Raw genomic sequence first — 15,647 nt, 5'->3', positions numbered from 1 at the left:
ATGCTTCTAAGGTTATTTCTGCTTCAATTAATCCCGAACCCAACAAAACAATGTGCGGAGAATAATTGAAAAAGCCATAATATCAAGGACTTAACGATAAATTAATAATTATTTATTATAATCTCAATTGTTATTTATTAATACAAAATTTTTAAATTTAAACAATTTCTGATTATTACGGAGGCATTGATTTTATCAAATCTTTTCTTTACTATATTATCTAGAATACTATTTTAAAATAAAGTACTTAAAAAAATTATTATAACATGTCAGTCTATTGAAAAGAAGATAGCATTATGACTTTCAAAATAGCAGTTGTTGGTGCAACAGGAAATGTTGGAAGAGAAATGCTCAATATTATATATGAGCGTGGTTTTCCAATTAGTGAAGTTGTAGCATTAGCTTCCGAACGTTCAATTGGTATCAAACTTCCATTTGGGGATAAAAAGATTGAAGTACAGGATGTACAATCCTATGACTTTTCTAGTACAAATATTTGTCTTATGTCAGCAGGACATGCGTTTTCTAAACAAATGTCCCCTAAGATAGCTTCTACAGGTTGTATTGTTATAGATAATTCTTCTGCATGGCGATATGACTCGGATGTTCCACTCATTGTGCCTGAAGTTAATCCTGAGATGATATCCTTGGCGTCTCGTAAAAATATTATAGCAAATCCTAATTGTTCAACAATTCAGCTTGTAGTAGTATTAAAACCTTTGCATGATCTTGCAATAATCAAGCGTGTTGTCGTCTCGACATATCAATCTGTTTCTGGAGCTGGGAGAAAGGGTATAAATGAACTCTTCACTCAAACAGAAGCTGTTCTAGCACAAAAAGAAATCAAAAATCATGTTTTTACCAAAAATATTGCGTTTAATATAATTCCGCACATAGATGTATTTATGGATGATGGTTCTACAAAAGAAGAGTGGAAAGTTTTAGTAGAAACACAAAAAATTTTAGATAAAAACATAAAGGTTAACTGCACAGCTGCCCGTGTTCCTGTATTCATCGGTCATTCCGAATCTGTAAATATAGAATTAGAAAAAAATATTTCTGTAGAGAGTGCAATAAACGCTATTAATAAATCTCCAGGTTGTATAATAATAGACAAGTCAGGCAAAAATGAATATACAACGCCTATTGAGTGCATAGATACAGATATCGTGTTTGTTTCAAGAATTAGAAAAGATCATACTGTTAAAAATGGACTTAATTTATGGATTGTTGCAAATAATCTCCGTAAAGGAGCAGCATTAAATGCTGTGCAAATTGCTGAACTGTTAATACAAAAAGATTGAGACAAACGATAATAATTATCCTTTAGTTTATCTATATATAGGAGAAAGGTTTAGTGATGTATTTTAAAAACACAAAATCAATATTAATACTTTTATTAGCAACAATTTACCCAGTAATTTCCCAAGCAATTTGTTCTTCAGACAATGCTGATAATTTTAACGAATGGATCTCAGTAACACGTGAGCAAGCTTTAAATAAAGGCATTAGTTCAAAAGTCGTCAATGAAGTATTTTCTAGTATACAATATAGAAATGAAACCATTATAGCAGATAGAAAGCAATTTACTGAACCAACTTTAACTTTTGAAGAATACCTTCAAAACATATCTTACTTGGAAATTATTGCAAATGGAAAAATAATGCAAAAAAAGTATGATAAATTTCTCCTAAATATCCAAAGAAAATACGGAGTGCCTGCAGGTGTTTTAATGGCTTTATGGGGATTAGAAAGTAAATTTGGTGAAAAATTAGGTAATGTTCCTATATTTTCAACCCTTGCTACTCTTGCCTATGATTGTCGTCGTTCTAAATTATTTACTAGAGAGTTTTACGCAGCCCTTTCTCTAATGGAGAAGGGTATTATATCCACTAAATCCCTTGGTGCAACTCATGGTGAAATTGGACAATTTCAATTTCTCCCAAGCAATGTCGATAAATTTGCAGTAGACGCAGATAAAGATGGAAGGGCAGATTTAATAAACTCTAAGGTAGATGCAATTGAATCAACTGCAAAATTTTTAAAAGGCAATGGATGGATAAGAGGTAAAGGATATCAACCTAAAGAAGAAAATTTTGAAAAATTAAAAATTTGGAATAATTCTAAAAACTACATAAAAGTTGTTGCATACATTGCATCACAAATTGATGGTCTCAAAATAAAAAATGTTTATGACTAATTATAAATATTTAGAATAATTTTTAAGATCACTAAAGAATCAATTTTTTAGTGATCTAGAAAAAGTTAGGATACTCACTTTTAAAGCCCCTGCTCTTTTTAATGCAATTGCTGCATATTTTGCCGTTGAACCTGTTGTATAAACATCATCTATTAAAATAATTTTTAATCCAGAAACATATTTATAGGCACGTTTAGAGACATTAAAAGCATTACGTAAGTTCTTTTTTCTAGCAGATAAGGATAAATAAATCTACCTGTGGTCTAGTAAATCGATTACGCACTAAAACTCCAGGGATAAATGGTTTTTTTGAATATTTAGAGATAAGTCGTGCAAGCTCTGCTGACTGATTGTAACGTCTATGTATAAGACGAAAATAATGTAATGGAATAGCAACAATTAAGTCAGAATCCATTATTAAATCTTTTCCAGAACGAAAACATCCACTGAGCCATCATAATAGCTAAATCAGTTCTATCATGATACTTTAAAAGACGAACTAAAACACATGACATATCACAATAAACAGTTACAGAACGTATGTTATCTAAAAACACATTATCTTGAAAAAAGTCCAAAAAATCTGTACAAAAATTATTCTTTTTATTTTCTAAGATATTATCGTAAGAAGTGATAAAATAAACTTTTGACCAACAATACGAACATAAACAAAAACGACTATCTATTGTTCTATTACAAATTGGACAAACGACAGAATAAAGGTAATAAAATAATTTTCCAATAATGGATTTTATTATACGTATTGCTATGTACATATGTAAAAACAAAAAAATATTATATAGATACCTGTTTATATATCTAAATAAGATATCTATCAAATAACGAAAAAAATCAGCATAATAATAATTATTTTAAGAATATTAACAAAAACTTTAAAAATCAATCAAAATCCAACAAAAACATCCTTCATAATCACTATAGCAAAAATAAATAAAGTTGACTACGAAACAAAACATCTTATATATTTTATTCAGCAAAGAAACTATTCTTTAGAAGATATAATTAAAAGAATTTAGAATAAAAAAAATTATATATAAAAATCAAGCCCAGGTGGCGGAATCGGTATACGCGCAGGTTTCAGGTACCTGTACCGCAAGGTATAGAGGTTCAAATCCTCTCCTGGGCACCAAAAAAATACTAATTCGTGGTACTATGAATAGTAATTTCATTTTTTAGAAAATTATACTCAGTCATTATCGGTTATCATATTTTTATACTATATCAGCCAGTTAATCTATGAACTACCATACCTATCACCAATACAAAAAAATAAAATACAAACAATAATACTACTGCGCTAATTTTATTGTCATATTTATTATTGTAAATTCATAAAGAAAATTATTTTTTATTTTCTTTAATAAATTTTAAAACATTTTCCGGAGAAGAAATTTCATAAGGATCTGTAGCACAATTATCAGACAATCCTTCTTCTACAAACCAATCTGTTACTACCATATCTTCTACGATAGCGCCATAGCGCCAAGAACGAAAACCAAATCCTACATTGTCTTTGCGTACAAGCATCCCCATTTTACGTGTAAACTCACCAGAACCATCAGGTAATAACTTAACATTCTTAATATCCAAACTCTTACCCCAAGCATTCATAACAAAAGCATCGTTAACAGCAAGGCAGTAAACATCTTCAATTCCGTGAGAAAGCAATTCACTATAAATCTTTTCAAATCCAGGTAGTTGATGGTCAGAACAAGTAGGAGTGAAAGCTCCTGGCAAAGCAAAAATAAATATTTTTTTTCCAGAAAAAAGATCTTTTGTACTTACATCTTGCCATTGGAAAGATTGAGAACCATCTTTTAACGATTTTTTAACACGTGTATTGAAAGTAACTTGAGGTATTTTAAATCTGATCATTATTCACAAACTCCTGTCACTAAGTATACAAACAAAACAACTTTTTTCACTATAAATCAAAAATAAAAATCATACAATGATCATCTTCAAGAATCAAATATTTTTATTTTATTATATGATTTCAACCATATAAATAAACATCTAATAATATTTTCATATAAAAATTTAAAAATTCTAAGATTAATAGAGATGAAAATATTAACTATAAATTGTATTATTTTTGATCTTAATTATAAAGGTATTTGTATTTTAAAAATAATATTTTTTACCATTTAAAAGCAAAACTGTTAAAGATAATAGATTCGTTATACATAATATCTAGAAATAAAATATTCATTCATGTATTAATAGTTTATTACAATTGAAGAACCAATTGTTACGTTGAGAGATTACTATTTAGATTAATAGTAATGTCATTTAAACAATATAAAAATCAAACTAGTATTTTAAAATAGCAGTTCTATACGATGAATCAAAAAATTTTGCTCGCTGAAGACGATAATGATATGCGACGTTTCTTAATAAAATCCTTAGGAAAAGCTGGTTACGAAGTTATCTCCTGTAATAATGGAGCTAGTGCATATGATAAAGTTCGAGAAGAACCTTTCTCCCTCCTTCTAACGGATATTGTCATGCCAGAAATGGATGGTATTGAATTAGCACGTAGAGCAACTGAATTAGATCCAGATTTAAAAGTAATGTTTATTACAGGTTTTGCTGCCGTCGCTTTAAATCCAGATTCTAATGCTCCTAAAAATGCAAAAGTACTTTCCAAGCCATTTCACCTTCGAGATCTTGTTAATGAAGTAAATCGATTGTTAACCACATAAAATTATTTATAAAACTAATAAATAAGTTGACGAAATTTAATTATATGTTTTAGAAAAGATAAATATAGCAATATTGTAAAAAGGGCATGTAGTTCATTGGTAGAACACTACGTTGACATCGTAGGGGTAACAAGTTCGATTCTTGTCATGCCCACCATTATTTTATTATTGAGTAGATTACTTGTTGGTACAATTATCAATATAATTTTTACGTTATACTTCCTGTAAATGAACTTACTTTAGTAAAAAAAATTTAAGGAAATTTTTAAAAAAATATTTTCTAGTTATTAAATTAATTTTATGTTTGGTTGGGGAACTTGGATTCGAACCAAGATTGACGGATTCAGAGTCCGTAGTTCTGCCATTGAACTATTCCCCAATATACAAAAAATTAAACTATTTTAATTTTGAACATATATATAAAATTATAATTTTTTATGATCATAAGTTAGTTAAAAACCTAAATCCTATCTATTGTTTTTGTCAATATATTAATATTAGGGTAATGCCATTATAATATATTTCCTTTGATTATTTTTTTTGTTTTTAAAAAGTTATAATAAAATATAAAAAATATATCTTTAAAAAGATATCTCTTGATAATACAATGACTTTGAAATACAAAGTATAGGAATAAACGAAATTTATGGTCAAATCATCAAGTGATTCTTTTAGACGTCATTTAACTCAAAAAGTAAAGAATAACTCTTGTCAAGAATCTTCACGAAATTGGTTGAATCGTCATATTAATGATCCTTATGTGCAAAAAGCACAATTAGAAGGTTGGCGTGCACGTTCTGCATATAAATTGCTCCAAATTAATGAAAAACATAAAATACTTAAATCAAATAGGCGTGTTGTAGATCTTGGATCTTCTCCAGGAAGTTGGTCTCAAGTAGCTGCAAGTATAACTGGTTCTAATGATAATAATATTCGTGTAGCTGCTATAGATATATTAGAAATGGAAGGAATTATAGGAGTTAAATTTTTTAAATCTGATTTTCTAGATTTAGAATCTTGGGATTTTATACATCAAGCAATAGGTGGAAAGCCTGATCTTGTATTGTCTGACATGGCATATCCGACTATTGGCAATCGTAAAATAGACCATTTACGCACTATGAGTTTATGTGAAGCTGCTGCATTTTTTGCTGTAGAAATGTTGAATCCAGGAGGTGATTTTCTTGTGAAAACATTTCAAGGAGGAACGACCAACGATATACTTTGTCTGCTCAAAAAAAAATTTCAAAAAGTTATCCATATTAAACCAATGGCATCTCGCACAGAATCAGTAGAAATGTTTTTGCTTGCTAAAGGATTGAAAAAATAAAAATTAATTATATTACTAAAATTTATTATACAAATTTAATAGATTATCGAAATTATTGTATATATAAATGCTAATATATTATTTATATGATTATTATTAATCAATACACAATATTTCTTGAAATGTACTTCATAATAAATTGCAATAATAGAAATGACTATTAAAAAATATATTTTAAATGTTTGCAAAAGTACATCATAATATGTGAAAGTTAAATAATAAATTTTATAACTATTTTATAATTACTAGTTATTTAGTTTAAAAATACGTACTTAATAAATTAATGATATAGGTTTTTCCAGAAAGATATTGACCCTGATTTTAAAGAAAGAAATAAATTACTTTTAATGAATGGTTATAATATTTTTTATTAATCTATTACAGCACTATATTAGCTTCTTGATACCATTTACTTGAGAGATAAGAAAAATATTTGGACATATTAATTCTTTATAAAAATATAATAAGCAAGAAACAACATAATTGCTAATTAAAAGAAAATGATAAATCTATTTAAAATTAAATTTCCCGTTATTTTAAATATAGAAAACTCTATTAAAAATCCATAAAAGTCAATATAAAAAAAAGAAATTGACGACCACACTCAATATGGTCGCCAAAATCAAAAAATTAAATACTTTTTACTAAAAAGATTTTTTCAAACCAAGCGATAAATCAAATCCACTTTTTTTATCATTATGTTCATAAGATATGGCTGCTTCTGCTTGAAAATTCCTCTGAATATCATAGGTAGCATTAACACCAGTAGACCAAGAATTCTTGCCTGCATCTCCCGTAAATGAATCAACATCCCAAAAATACTGTGCTCCTGCAGCAACTGTCACATTTCGTATAACATCAACTTTATATCCAGCAAAAACAGAATATTTAGACTTATCATAATAAGAATTAGCACCATTAGCCCAAATAGCACCAAAATCGACAGTACCACGAGGACCAATATGAGAACTAATATTACCGCGTACAGCCACTTTCTTAGTATCTGTATCATAGCCACCGGTAATCGTAGAAGTCATCCTACCAACATTATAAGCAGCCATATAACCAATACCAAAGCCCTGTTTATTATCTTGTTTCTGTAAAAGATCAGCAGACAAACCTGCTTTTAAATGACGAAAAGAATTTATATATGAAAGAGATGTCATTTTATCTAAACCATTATAAGACTTATTATACACAATAGCCTTATAAGCATGATTAATTTCATCTTTCCAAGGTTTATAATGACCTGCCTTTATTCCTCTCATACTTAGATATAATTCATCTAAAGAAAGCTTGACAGATGGAAGATCAAATGCAAGAGAACGAAGATTAGTATTAGCAAATTTCATCACCAAAATATCTGAGGTCTCTACATTCCATTTCATAGAACCAAGAATAGGACCTAACTTAGTAGGATGCATAGAAGATGCTTCAATCTCTCCTCTTAAAGGAAATGTTTGTTTATCATCTGACTTTGCATGTTGCTTGAATACTCTTCCAGAAATAGACCCATTTACTTTCATACAAGGCAACCAAGACTCTAATCTACTATAACCTCCTACACAACGATTATTTACTGACCTAGTGTTACTAACAGACGCAAAAGAATCGCTGTAGGAAACAATCGACAAAACAGCAACCGAACCCAAAAAAAAATTTTTTAATTTCATGATTTATCCTTAACTTATATAATAATCACTAAGATAATATTATCTTCCCAAAATGCTCAATACAGAAAACAAAGAAAAAACCAAAGTAAATCCTGCATCCTACGAAACCTAGTAATGGGCATAAGTAAAAGTTAACTAAAGTACAATAAATAATTTAATTAATTCACATCTTTATTGATTTTTTAAAAATAATATAGTATGCGGAATATTTAATATATAATTATTACTCATTTCTTGCATAATTTAATTTCTAATTTTTATTTGATAATAAATGATAGTAAATAGAACATGATGTTAAAATCCATCATTAAATACGCATGAACAAATAAGAAAATTGCTTGGATCGATAAACCTCAGAATTCAATATAATAAAAAACACGTAGTATTTAATGCAGTAAATGTATAGAATTGCAACAGTCAATTGCGTAATTTTTACACTACTATGCGTTACTAATAATTTAAATAAAAAATACTTAGATTATTAAAACCAATAAATGTATTAAAGAAAAATCACCTAAGAAGAACGCAAAACCGCATTAGTTCTTTTAGAAACATTTTTTATTATACGATCCATCAATGCCTGAACATCATCATCACGAAAAGCTTTTTTCAAAGGCTGAATTAAAACCTCAATCGCAACAGATTTTTTATCTTTTTCTAGTAGTTCTCCTTCAAAAACATCAAAAACCCTAACATCAACTATTACGTTACAATCAACATTTTTAATTACATCAACCAAAATACTAACAGGAGTAGATCGATCTACTATAAAAGAAAAATCACGCTTAACTGGATGCAAAGAAGGAAGATGTAGCATATCCTTAGTATTTGTATGTTTCTTCTGAGAAATTGGTATAGAATCAATATAAACCTCAAAACCACAGATAGGATTAGATAACCCGAAAAAATCCAGAATTTTAGGATGAAATTCTCCAAAATATCCCAATACTGTTTTACCTAATTTAATCATTCCAGAACGACCTGGATGATACCAAGAAGGGGAGACTTTTTCAATATGAACAGAATCGATTGAAACAAAAGGCTCAATTACAGCTAACGCATCCGCTTTAGCATCAAATACATCTACATTTCTAGATCTTTTACCAGATTTTTCAAACCAAAATCTTCCAATCCCTTCAATACAAGCAGTTCCCTTTCTAACACCTACGGCCATACACTTCTGCCCTTCAGGCGTATCATTTTCATAAATATGAGACACCTCAAATATCGCAAGATCTGGAATAGAGCGATCAATATTAGATCTAACTACACTAAATAAACCAGGGAATATAGAGGGACGCATATCAGACATTTCTGTAGAAATAGAATTTAGAATCTCTAAATCAGGATTACCTCCCCCAAAAAGGACTGAACTCTTTTTAGAAATAAAAGACCAAGTAATCATTTCCATCATAGCACGAGAAGCAAGAACTCTCTTAGCATAACTAATTCTAGTATGTTGCAACGGTAAACTTGTTTTTTCCTCCACAGAAGTATAAAGAGGTTCACTTTTTATCCGATCTACACCATAAATTCTCAAAATTTCTTCTACTAAATCAGCTTTTTCTTCTATATCTCTTCGCCAGGAAGGAACAGAAACTATGAACTGGCCATCCTCTTCCTCAATAGAAAAACCTAATTTTTCTAAAATACACAAACTATCTTTGACAGGGACATCTACACCTGAAAGTCGTTTAACTTCGGAATTTACAAACACAATCTTATGCGGTTTATATTCTTCATTCTTTGCGATATAAATACCAGAAGCTACTCCACCACATAAAGAAAGTATTAATGATACAGCATGCTCAATCAGAGGAATCATACCTTGAGGATCAACTCCACGCTCGAAACGATATCTAGAATCAGTATTAATACCTAAAAGCTGCCCAGAACGAGCTATATTAAGTGTATCCCATAAAGCAAATTCAAGTAAAATATCTTTGGTATTATGATCACAAGAAGTGCGCTTTCCACCTATAATCCCAGCGATGGATTCGACATAATCATCTGATGCAATTACCACATTATCAGGAGAAAGATCATACTCTTTATCGTTAATAGTGAGGATCTTTTCTCCTTTACGAGCACGACGAATTGTAATGTCACCAGATAATTTAGAAGCATCAAAAACATGAGACGGATGTCCTCGATCTAAAGAAATGTAATTTGTGATATCAACAACAATATTGATGGAACGCAATCCAGCAGCTTCTAATCTTCGACGCATCCAAATAGGAGAAACAACATCATTGCATATACCCTTAATAAAACACATTGCAAATCCCTGACATAAATTTGGATCATCTAGATCCAATTTAATCTTTAATGGGATAGATCCAAATGTGGAAACGATAGGACTATTAAGATCTTTTAATTTTCCCAAACCAGTAGCAGCCAAATCAAATGCAATACCACGCACACCAGTACAATCAGAACGATTAGGAAGCAACGAAATATCAATAATTGGATCATCAAGGCTCAAATAATCGATTAATTTTCCTCCTATAGGAGCATCGTCAGGCAATTCCATTATACCATCACAATTATTAGAAAGCATCAATTCTTTCTCAGAGCACATCATGCCTATACTTTTTATACCACGAATCTTGCTAACATTAATCTTCATGTTATTTTCTGGAATACAGCTACTAGGAGGAGCCCATACTCCTAATAATCCAACACGAACATTAGGAGCACCACAAACAACTTGAACGGCCTCTTCTCTACCAGCATCTATTTGAAGTATAAAAAGTTTATCTGAATCATCAACACGCTCCACAGATAATATTTTCACTATCGTAAAAGAATATAAAGAAACGCGGTCATCAATTTTTTCAATTTCAAGACCAATAGAAGTTAATTTATTGCATATTGTTTCAAGGTTAGCATCTGTATCAAGATGGTCTTTTAACCAAGACAATGTAAATTTCACAGAAAATTATCCTTATTTTGAGCTAGAAAACAAAGGAGGTATATCAAGAGGATTGAAACCATAATGCTCAATCCATCGTATATCAGATTCAAAAAAATCACGCACATCAGACATACCATATTTGAGCATCGCTATACGCTCAAGACCCATCCCCCAAGCAAATCCTTGATAAATATCCGGATCAATTCCGACACCACGCAAAACTCTAGGATCAACCATACCACATCCTAAAATTTCAAGCCAATTATCCCCTTGACCAAAATTTATTATATTGCCTGAACGACTATACCGAATGTCTACTTCAAAAGAAGGCTCTGTAAAAGGGAAGAAAGAAGGACGAAAAATCATTTCGACCGAATTTACCTCAAAAAAAGCTTTACAAAAAGATTCTAAAACCCAACGGAGATTCGAAATATTAGCAGATTTACTAATCAGCAAACCCTCTAACTGATGAAACATTGGAGAATGAGTAGCATCGGAATCCCTACGATAAGTTTTACCAGGAATAATAACCTTGATCGGCAGCTCTCGAGACTCCATAAGACGTATTTGAACTGGAGAAGTATGCGTACGCAATAATTTATTCTTACCTTCCACAGTTCCTGGCATGAAAAAAGTATCATGCATCTGCCTAGCAGGATGTCCATCTGGAAAGTTCAATGCGGTAAAATTATAGTAGTCAGTCTCAATATCAGACCCCTCTTCTACTGCGAAACCCATATCTCTAAAAATACAAGTTACTTCATCAATAACTTGCGTCAGAGGATGAATCCTTCCTCTATAACACGGAGAAGGGAAAACCGGCAAAGAAACATCAATAGATTGAGACGATATCTGCTCAGAAATTAACCGATTACGTATAATCTCCTTACGAGAAGATATCCTATCAGAAATATCAATTTTCAATTTATTCAGGATAGACCCTTTAGAGCGAATCTGCTCTGAATCTAAATTTTTTAGATTTCTTAAAAGAGAAGATATAGACCCCTTCCTACCCAATGCCGAAACACGAATAGAGTCAAGAGAACCCATATCATTAGCAGATTCGATAGAATCGCAAATACACGACATCAACTTCTTAATATCATTTTCAAAACAATCAGATTTAGTCATCCAACATCACTATAAATTATCAAAGATCAATTACAATAATGGGGAGAATAAACCAAATTATAAAAAATGGAAAGCTAATACGATAAAGCAAAACGTCAACAAAATATTTTCCCCAAAATACTAAGCTGTTTTTAGCAACAAGTCAGGATCGGAGGCAATAACATCTTTCTCAACGCTACTATTTTTATAAAAATAAACGATTTTTTCAAAATATTGTTTTTGATCTATGGCAAGCTCCGAAAGGACCTTACGATTAATTTTAATTCCTGCCTTCTTCAATCCACCAATAAAGTCAGAATATTTTAAATCATACTGGCGAACAGCAGCATTAATACGCTGAATCCATAGAGATCTAAAATCACGTTTTTTAACCCTACGATCACGATAAGCATACTGCCTAGAACGATCTACCGCATCCTTTGCGACACGTATGGTATTCTTGCGACGACCATAGAATCCTTTAGCAAGCTTCAAAACTTTTTTATGTTTAGCGTTAGAAACGACGCCTCTTTTAACACGAGCCATTATCTCATCACCTCAAAAATACTTAACATCTTCCTTGAAAGAACTAAATACCATTAGGAAGATAATTCTTTACAACCTTCTTTGCGTCAGCCGACGCTAAAACCATAACACCACGTGCGTTGCGAATAAACTTATTCGTTTTCTTTATCATCCCATGACGCTTTCCAGCAGCCTGAGCTCTAACTTTTCCGCTAGCAGTAATACTAAAACGCTTCTTAGAAGAAGAATTAGTCTTCATTTTAGGCATTTATCACCTCAACATCAAAACAAAAACATAAAATGCACTAGAACGAACGGCTACAACACCCCCCGAAAATACACAAATTAAGAAAAATAGTCAAGCAAATACAGATAAAATAGACTAAATACACTTCGAAGATAAAATCATAATCATCTGCCGACCTTCTAATTTAGGCTCACAATCAATCCTAGATATATCACCAACATGCTTCTTTATATCTTCTAAAATTTTTATACCTAAATCATGATGCATTATCTCACGGCCACGAAATTTTACAAGAAGCTTAACCTTACAACCATCTCTCAAAAACCCATCTATAGCTTTAATTTTAACTTGCAAATCACGATCATTAATAACAGGACGAATCTTTACTTCCTTTATTCCAGTACTCTTCTGCTTTTTACGCGCATCTGCCGCATTCTTCTGTATAGTATATTTCAACTTCTGCAAGTCAAGTATTTTACATATAGGAGGATTTACCGAAGAATCAACCTCAACTAAATCTAAATCAGCTTCTCTAGCCATCTTCAAAGCCTCAGAAGTGCTAACCTCATTAGCATTCTTACCATCAGACGTTATTAGTTTAATAACCTCAGGATTATGCAATAACACGTCATCGTTAACACGATAATTATCCTTGGAACTTACATCTACTTTGGATGACCTAAATACCTTGCGAATCGCCATATTACCCTTTTAATAAACAAAACTAACCACTAACATGCAGCAACTATATCTTTTAGTCAAGAATATTTTATTACTTTAATACCCAAAACAACGAATAACATACCAATCCAAAAAATGTTTATGATATTATATCAATAATCTTCCCATAAAATATCTTGTAAATTATCAAAACTTGAATTTGGCATAAAATTTGAGAACTATAACTTTTTTCTTTTGCGACAATGATAATCTATTGCTATAAATATAGAATGAAGAAAAAAAGCACTCCCCTATCAAGAATACGTAATTTTTCCATAGTAGCTCATATTGACCATGGAAAATCAACGCTTGCAGATCGATTCATTCAATATTGTAAAGGACTTACCGAACGTGAAATGTCCTCTCAAGTCCTTGATAATATGGATATAGAACGTGAAAGAGGGATAACAATTAAAGCGCAGACAGTTCGCCTCAATTATACGAGCGAAGACAACCAAAATTATCAACTAAATCTAATTGATACTCCAGGTCACGTGGATTTTACATATGAGGTTTCTAGATCTCTTTCGGCATGCGAAGGATCTCTTCTAGTTGTAGATGCAAGTCAAGGAGTAGAAGCGCAGACTCTTGCAAATGTCTACCAAGCTATCGAGAATAATCATGAAATTATAACAGTTCTCAATAAGGCAGATCTTCCATCAGCAGATCCAGATCGTGTAAAAAAACAAATTGAAGAAACAATTGGCATTAGTACAGAAGACGCCCTAATTATCTCAGCAAAAACAGGAGAAGGAATACCATTACTTCTAGAAAAGATTGTGAAAAAATTACCATCTCCTATAAATCCAGAAGGAGTTAATTCTCCACTCAAAGCCTTACTCATCGATAGCTGGTATAATAGCTACCTTGGCGTCATGGTTTTAGTTAGAATTATAAACGGGCAACTAACTAAAGGGCAATCAATAAGATTAATGGGAACCAATGCAAAATACCAAGTAGAACGAATTGGCATTTTAACACCTAAAATGATAGATATCGAAACATTATATCCTGGAGAGATAGGAGTAATGATAGCCTCTATCAAAGAAGTATCACATACACGCGTTGGCGATACCATAACCGACGACAATATGCCGACTTCTTCCGCCTTACCAGGGCTTAAACCAATACAACCTGTTGTTTTTTGTGGAATTTTTCCCGTCGATGCAACACAATTTGAAAATTTAAGAACAGCTATAAATAAGTTAAGACTTAACGATGCATCTTTTTCTTTTGAATTAGAAAATTCCACAGCATTAGGATTTGGCTTTAGATGCGGATTTCTAGGTCTACTCCATCTAGAAATCATTCAAGAAAGATTAGAAAGAGAATTCAACTTAGACCTCATAGGCACTTCTCCATCTGTTATATACCAACTATACATGCGTGATGGCAACATGCTAGAAATAAGCAATCCAACTGATATGCCAGATGCAACTAAAATTGCTGAATTAAGAGAACCTTGGATTAAAGTAACCATCATAACACCAAGCGAATATCTAGGATCTATTCTTAAAATATGCCAAGAAAGACGTGGAATACAAACTGACATGAGTCAAACGGGTAATCGAGCAATCTTAGTATACGAACTTCCCCTCAATGAAGTCATCTTTGATTTTTACGATCGTCTCAAATCAGTTTCAAAAGGATACGCATCTTTCGATTACAATATAATGGACTATAGAGATAGCGATCTAGTAAAACTAACTATCCTGGTAAATAATGAGACAATAGATGCTTTGTCCATATTAGTCCATCGATCTATATCCGAAAAACGTGGGCGCGTAATATGTGAAAAATTAAAAAATCTCATTCCACAACAAATGTTTCAAATAGCAATTCAAGCATCAATAGGAGGCCGTATTATAGCCCGTGAAACAATCAAAGCACGCCGCAAAGATGTAACAGCAAAGTGCTATGGAGGAGATATAACACGTAAACGAAAATTATTAGAGAAACAAAAAGAAGGGAAGAAACGTATGCGTCGTTTTGGAAAAGTAGATATACCCCAAAATGCTTTTATTTCTATTTTAAAAACTAATAACGAATAAATTATACAATTCAAAACATAATAAAATAAAATCATTCGTTGTATTTTATCGAGTAATTAATATCAGATTATACATCAAGGAAGAACAACATACATAGCCTTCTACCAATTAACGATATTTTATCACTCTTTATCAAGTCCGTATAAAT

At 31.3% G+C, this 15,647-nt stretch carries 14 protein-coding genes and 3 tRNA genes; 7 read left to right on the top strand and 10 right to left on the bottom strand.

What is annotated here, in order from left to right; translation table 11 throughout:
- The first annotated feature begins 296 nt into the window (after positions 1-296).
- Complete coding sequence (locus tag GY664_RS00495; protein WP_333947505.1) at positions 297-1,304, top strand: aspartate-semialdehyde dehydrogenase; 1,008 nt, start codon at positions 297-299, stop codon at positions 1,302-1,304.
- Between the two features lie 56 nt (positions 1,305-1,360).
- Complete coding sequence (locus GY664_RS00490; RefSeq protein ID WP_333947504.1) at positions 1,361-2,200, top strand: lytic murein transglycosylase; 840 nt, start codon at positions 1,361-1,363, stop codon at positions 2,198-2,200.
- A gap of 229 nt (positions 2,201-2,429) precedes the next feature.
- On the opposite strand, the gene GY664_RS00485 is transcribed toward GY664_RS00490, so the two are convergent.
- Positions 2,430-2,615 (bottom strand): ComF family protein, encoded by a 186-nt coding sequence (locus tag GY664_RS00485; RefSeq protein WP_333947503.1) that lies wholly within the window; start codon positions 2,613-2,615, stop codon positions 2,430-2,432.
- On the bottom strand, positions 2,605-2,976 hold the full coding sequence (locus GY664_RS00480; protein ID WP_333947502.1) for a hypothetical protein: 372 nt from the start codon (positions 2,974-2,976) through the stop codon (positions 2,605-2,607). The genes GY664_RS00485 and GY664_RS00480 overlap by 11 nt, the downstream gene beginning before the upstream one ends.
- A 289-nt stretch (positions 2,977-3,265) precedes the next feature.
- Between GY664_RS00480 and GY664_RS00475 the strand changes: the two genes are divergently transcribed.
- Positions 3,266-3,350, top strand: a tRNA-Leu gene (locus tag GY664_RS00475).
- A gap of 212 nt (positions 3,351-3,562) precedes the next feature.
- Here GY664_RS00475 and GY664_RS00470 read toward each other — a convergent pair.
- Positions 3,563-4,096, bottom strand: coding sequence for a peroxiredoxin (locus GY664_RS00470; RefSeq protein WP_333947501.1), 534 nt, complete (start codon positions 4,094-4,096; stop codon positions 3,563-3,565).
- A gap of 467 nt (positions 4,097-4,563) precedes the next feature.
- Here GY664_RS00470 and cpdR point away from each other — a divergent pair, with 467 nt between their 5' ends.
- Positions 4,564-4,926, top strand: coding sequence for a cell cycle two-component system response regulator CpdR (gene cpdR / locus GY664_RS00465; protein WP_333947500.1), 363 nt, complete (start codon positions 4,564-4,566; stop codon positions 4,924-4,926).
- 82 nt (positions 4,927-5,008) lie between these two features.
- Positions 5,009-5,083, top strand: a tRNA-Val gene (locus tag GY664_RS00460).
- 148 nt (positions 5,084-5,231) lie between these two features.
- On the opposite strand, the gene GY664_RS00455 is transcribed toward GY664_RS00460, so the two are convergent.
- Positions 5,232-5,305, bottom strand: a tRNA-Gln gene (locus tag GY664_RS00455).
- Between the two features lie 267 nt (positions 5,306-5,572).
- Between GY664_RS00455 and GY664_RS00450 the strand changes: the two genes are divergently transcribed.
- Positions 5,573-6,256 carry an RlmE family RNA methyltransferase gene (locus GY664_RS00450; protein ID WP_333947499.1) on the top strand — a complete coding sequence of 228 codons (684 nt, stop codon included), beginning with the start codon at positions 5,573-5,575 and terminating at the stop codon, positions 6,254-6,256.
- A gap of 644 nt (positions 6,257-6,900) precedes the next feature.
- Here GY664_RS00450 and GY664_RS00445 read toward each other — a convergent pair.
- The 6 genes from GY664_RS00445 to infC all read right to left on the bottom strand — a co-directional run bounded on the left by GY664_RS00445 (position 6,901) and on the right by infC (position 13,430).
- Complete coding sequence (locus tag GY664_RS00445; protein ID WP_333947498.1) at positions 6,901-7,929, bottom strand: porin; 1,029 nt, start codon at positions 7,927-7,929, stop codon at positions 6,901-6,903.
- Positions 7,930-8,443: 514 nt separating this feature from the next.
- Positions 8,444-10,864, bottom strand: coding sequence for a phenylalanine--tRNA ligase subunit beta (gene pheT, locus GY664_RS00440; protein WP_333947497.1), 2,421 nt, complete (start codon positions 10,862-10,864; stop codon positions 8,444-8,446).
- Positions 10,865-10,876: 12 nt separating this feature from the next.
- Positions 10,877-11,935, bottom strand: coding sequence for a phenylalanine--tRNA ligase subunit alpha (gene pheS, locus GY664_RS00435; protein ID WP_333947507.1), 1,059 nt, complete (start codon positions 11,933-11,935; stop codon positions 10,877-10,879).
- Positions 11,936-12,097: 162 nt separating this feature from the next.
- Positions 12,098-12,502 carry a 50S ribosomal protein L20 gene (gene rplT / locus GY664_RS00430; RefSeq protein WP_333947496.1) on the bottom strand — a complete coding sequence of 135 codons (405 nt, stop codon included), beginning with the start codon at positions 12,500-12,502 and terminating at the stop codon, positions 12,098-12,100.
- 43 nt (positions 12,503-12,545) lie between these two features.
- Positions 12,546-12,749, bottom strand: coding sequence for a 50S ribosomal protein L35 (rpmI, locus tag GY664_RS00425; protein WP_333947495.1), 204 nt, complete (start codon positions 12,747-12,749; stop codon positions 12,546-12,548).
- 114 nt (positions 12,750-12,863) lie between these two features.
- On the bottom strand, positions 12,864-13,430 hold the full coding sequence (infC, locus tag GY664_RS00420) for a translation initiation factor IF-3 (RefSeq protein ID WP_333947494.1): 567 nt from the start codon (positions 13,428-13,430) through the stop codon (positions 12,864-12,866).
- A gap of 248 nt (positions 13,431-13,678) precedes the next feature.
- On the opposite strand from infC, the gene lepA reads away from it, so the two are divergent.
- Positions 13,679-15,499 carry a translation elongation factor 4 gene (gene lepA / locus GY664_RS00415; RefSeq protein WP_333947493.1) on the top strand — a complete coding sequence of 607 codons (1,821 nt, stop codon included), beginning with the start codon at positions 13,679-13,681 and terminating at the stop codon, positions 15,497-15,499.
- The last annotated feature ends 148 nt before the right edge of the window (positions 15,500-15,647 follow it).

The sequence above is a fragment of the Candidatus Liberibacter brunswickensis genome (assembly GCF_036858155.1).
GTDB lineage: Bacteria > Pseudomonadota > Alphaproteobacteria > Rhizobiales > Rhizobiaceae > Liberibacter > Liberibacter brunswickensis.
The sequence above is the reverse complement of the archived record's forward strand: the minus strand, read 5'-3'. Positions and strand labels throughout refer to the sequence as shown.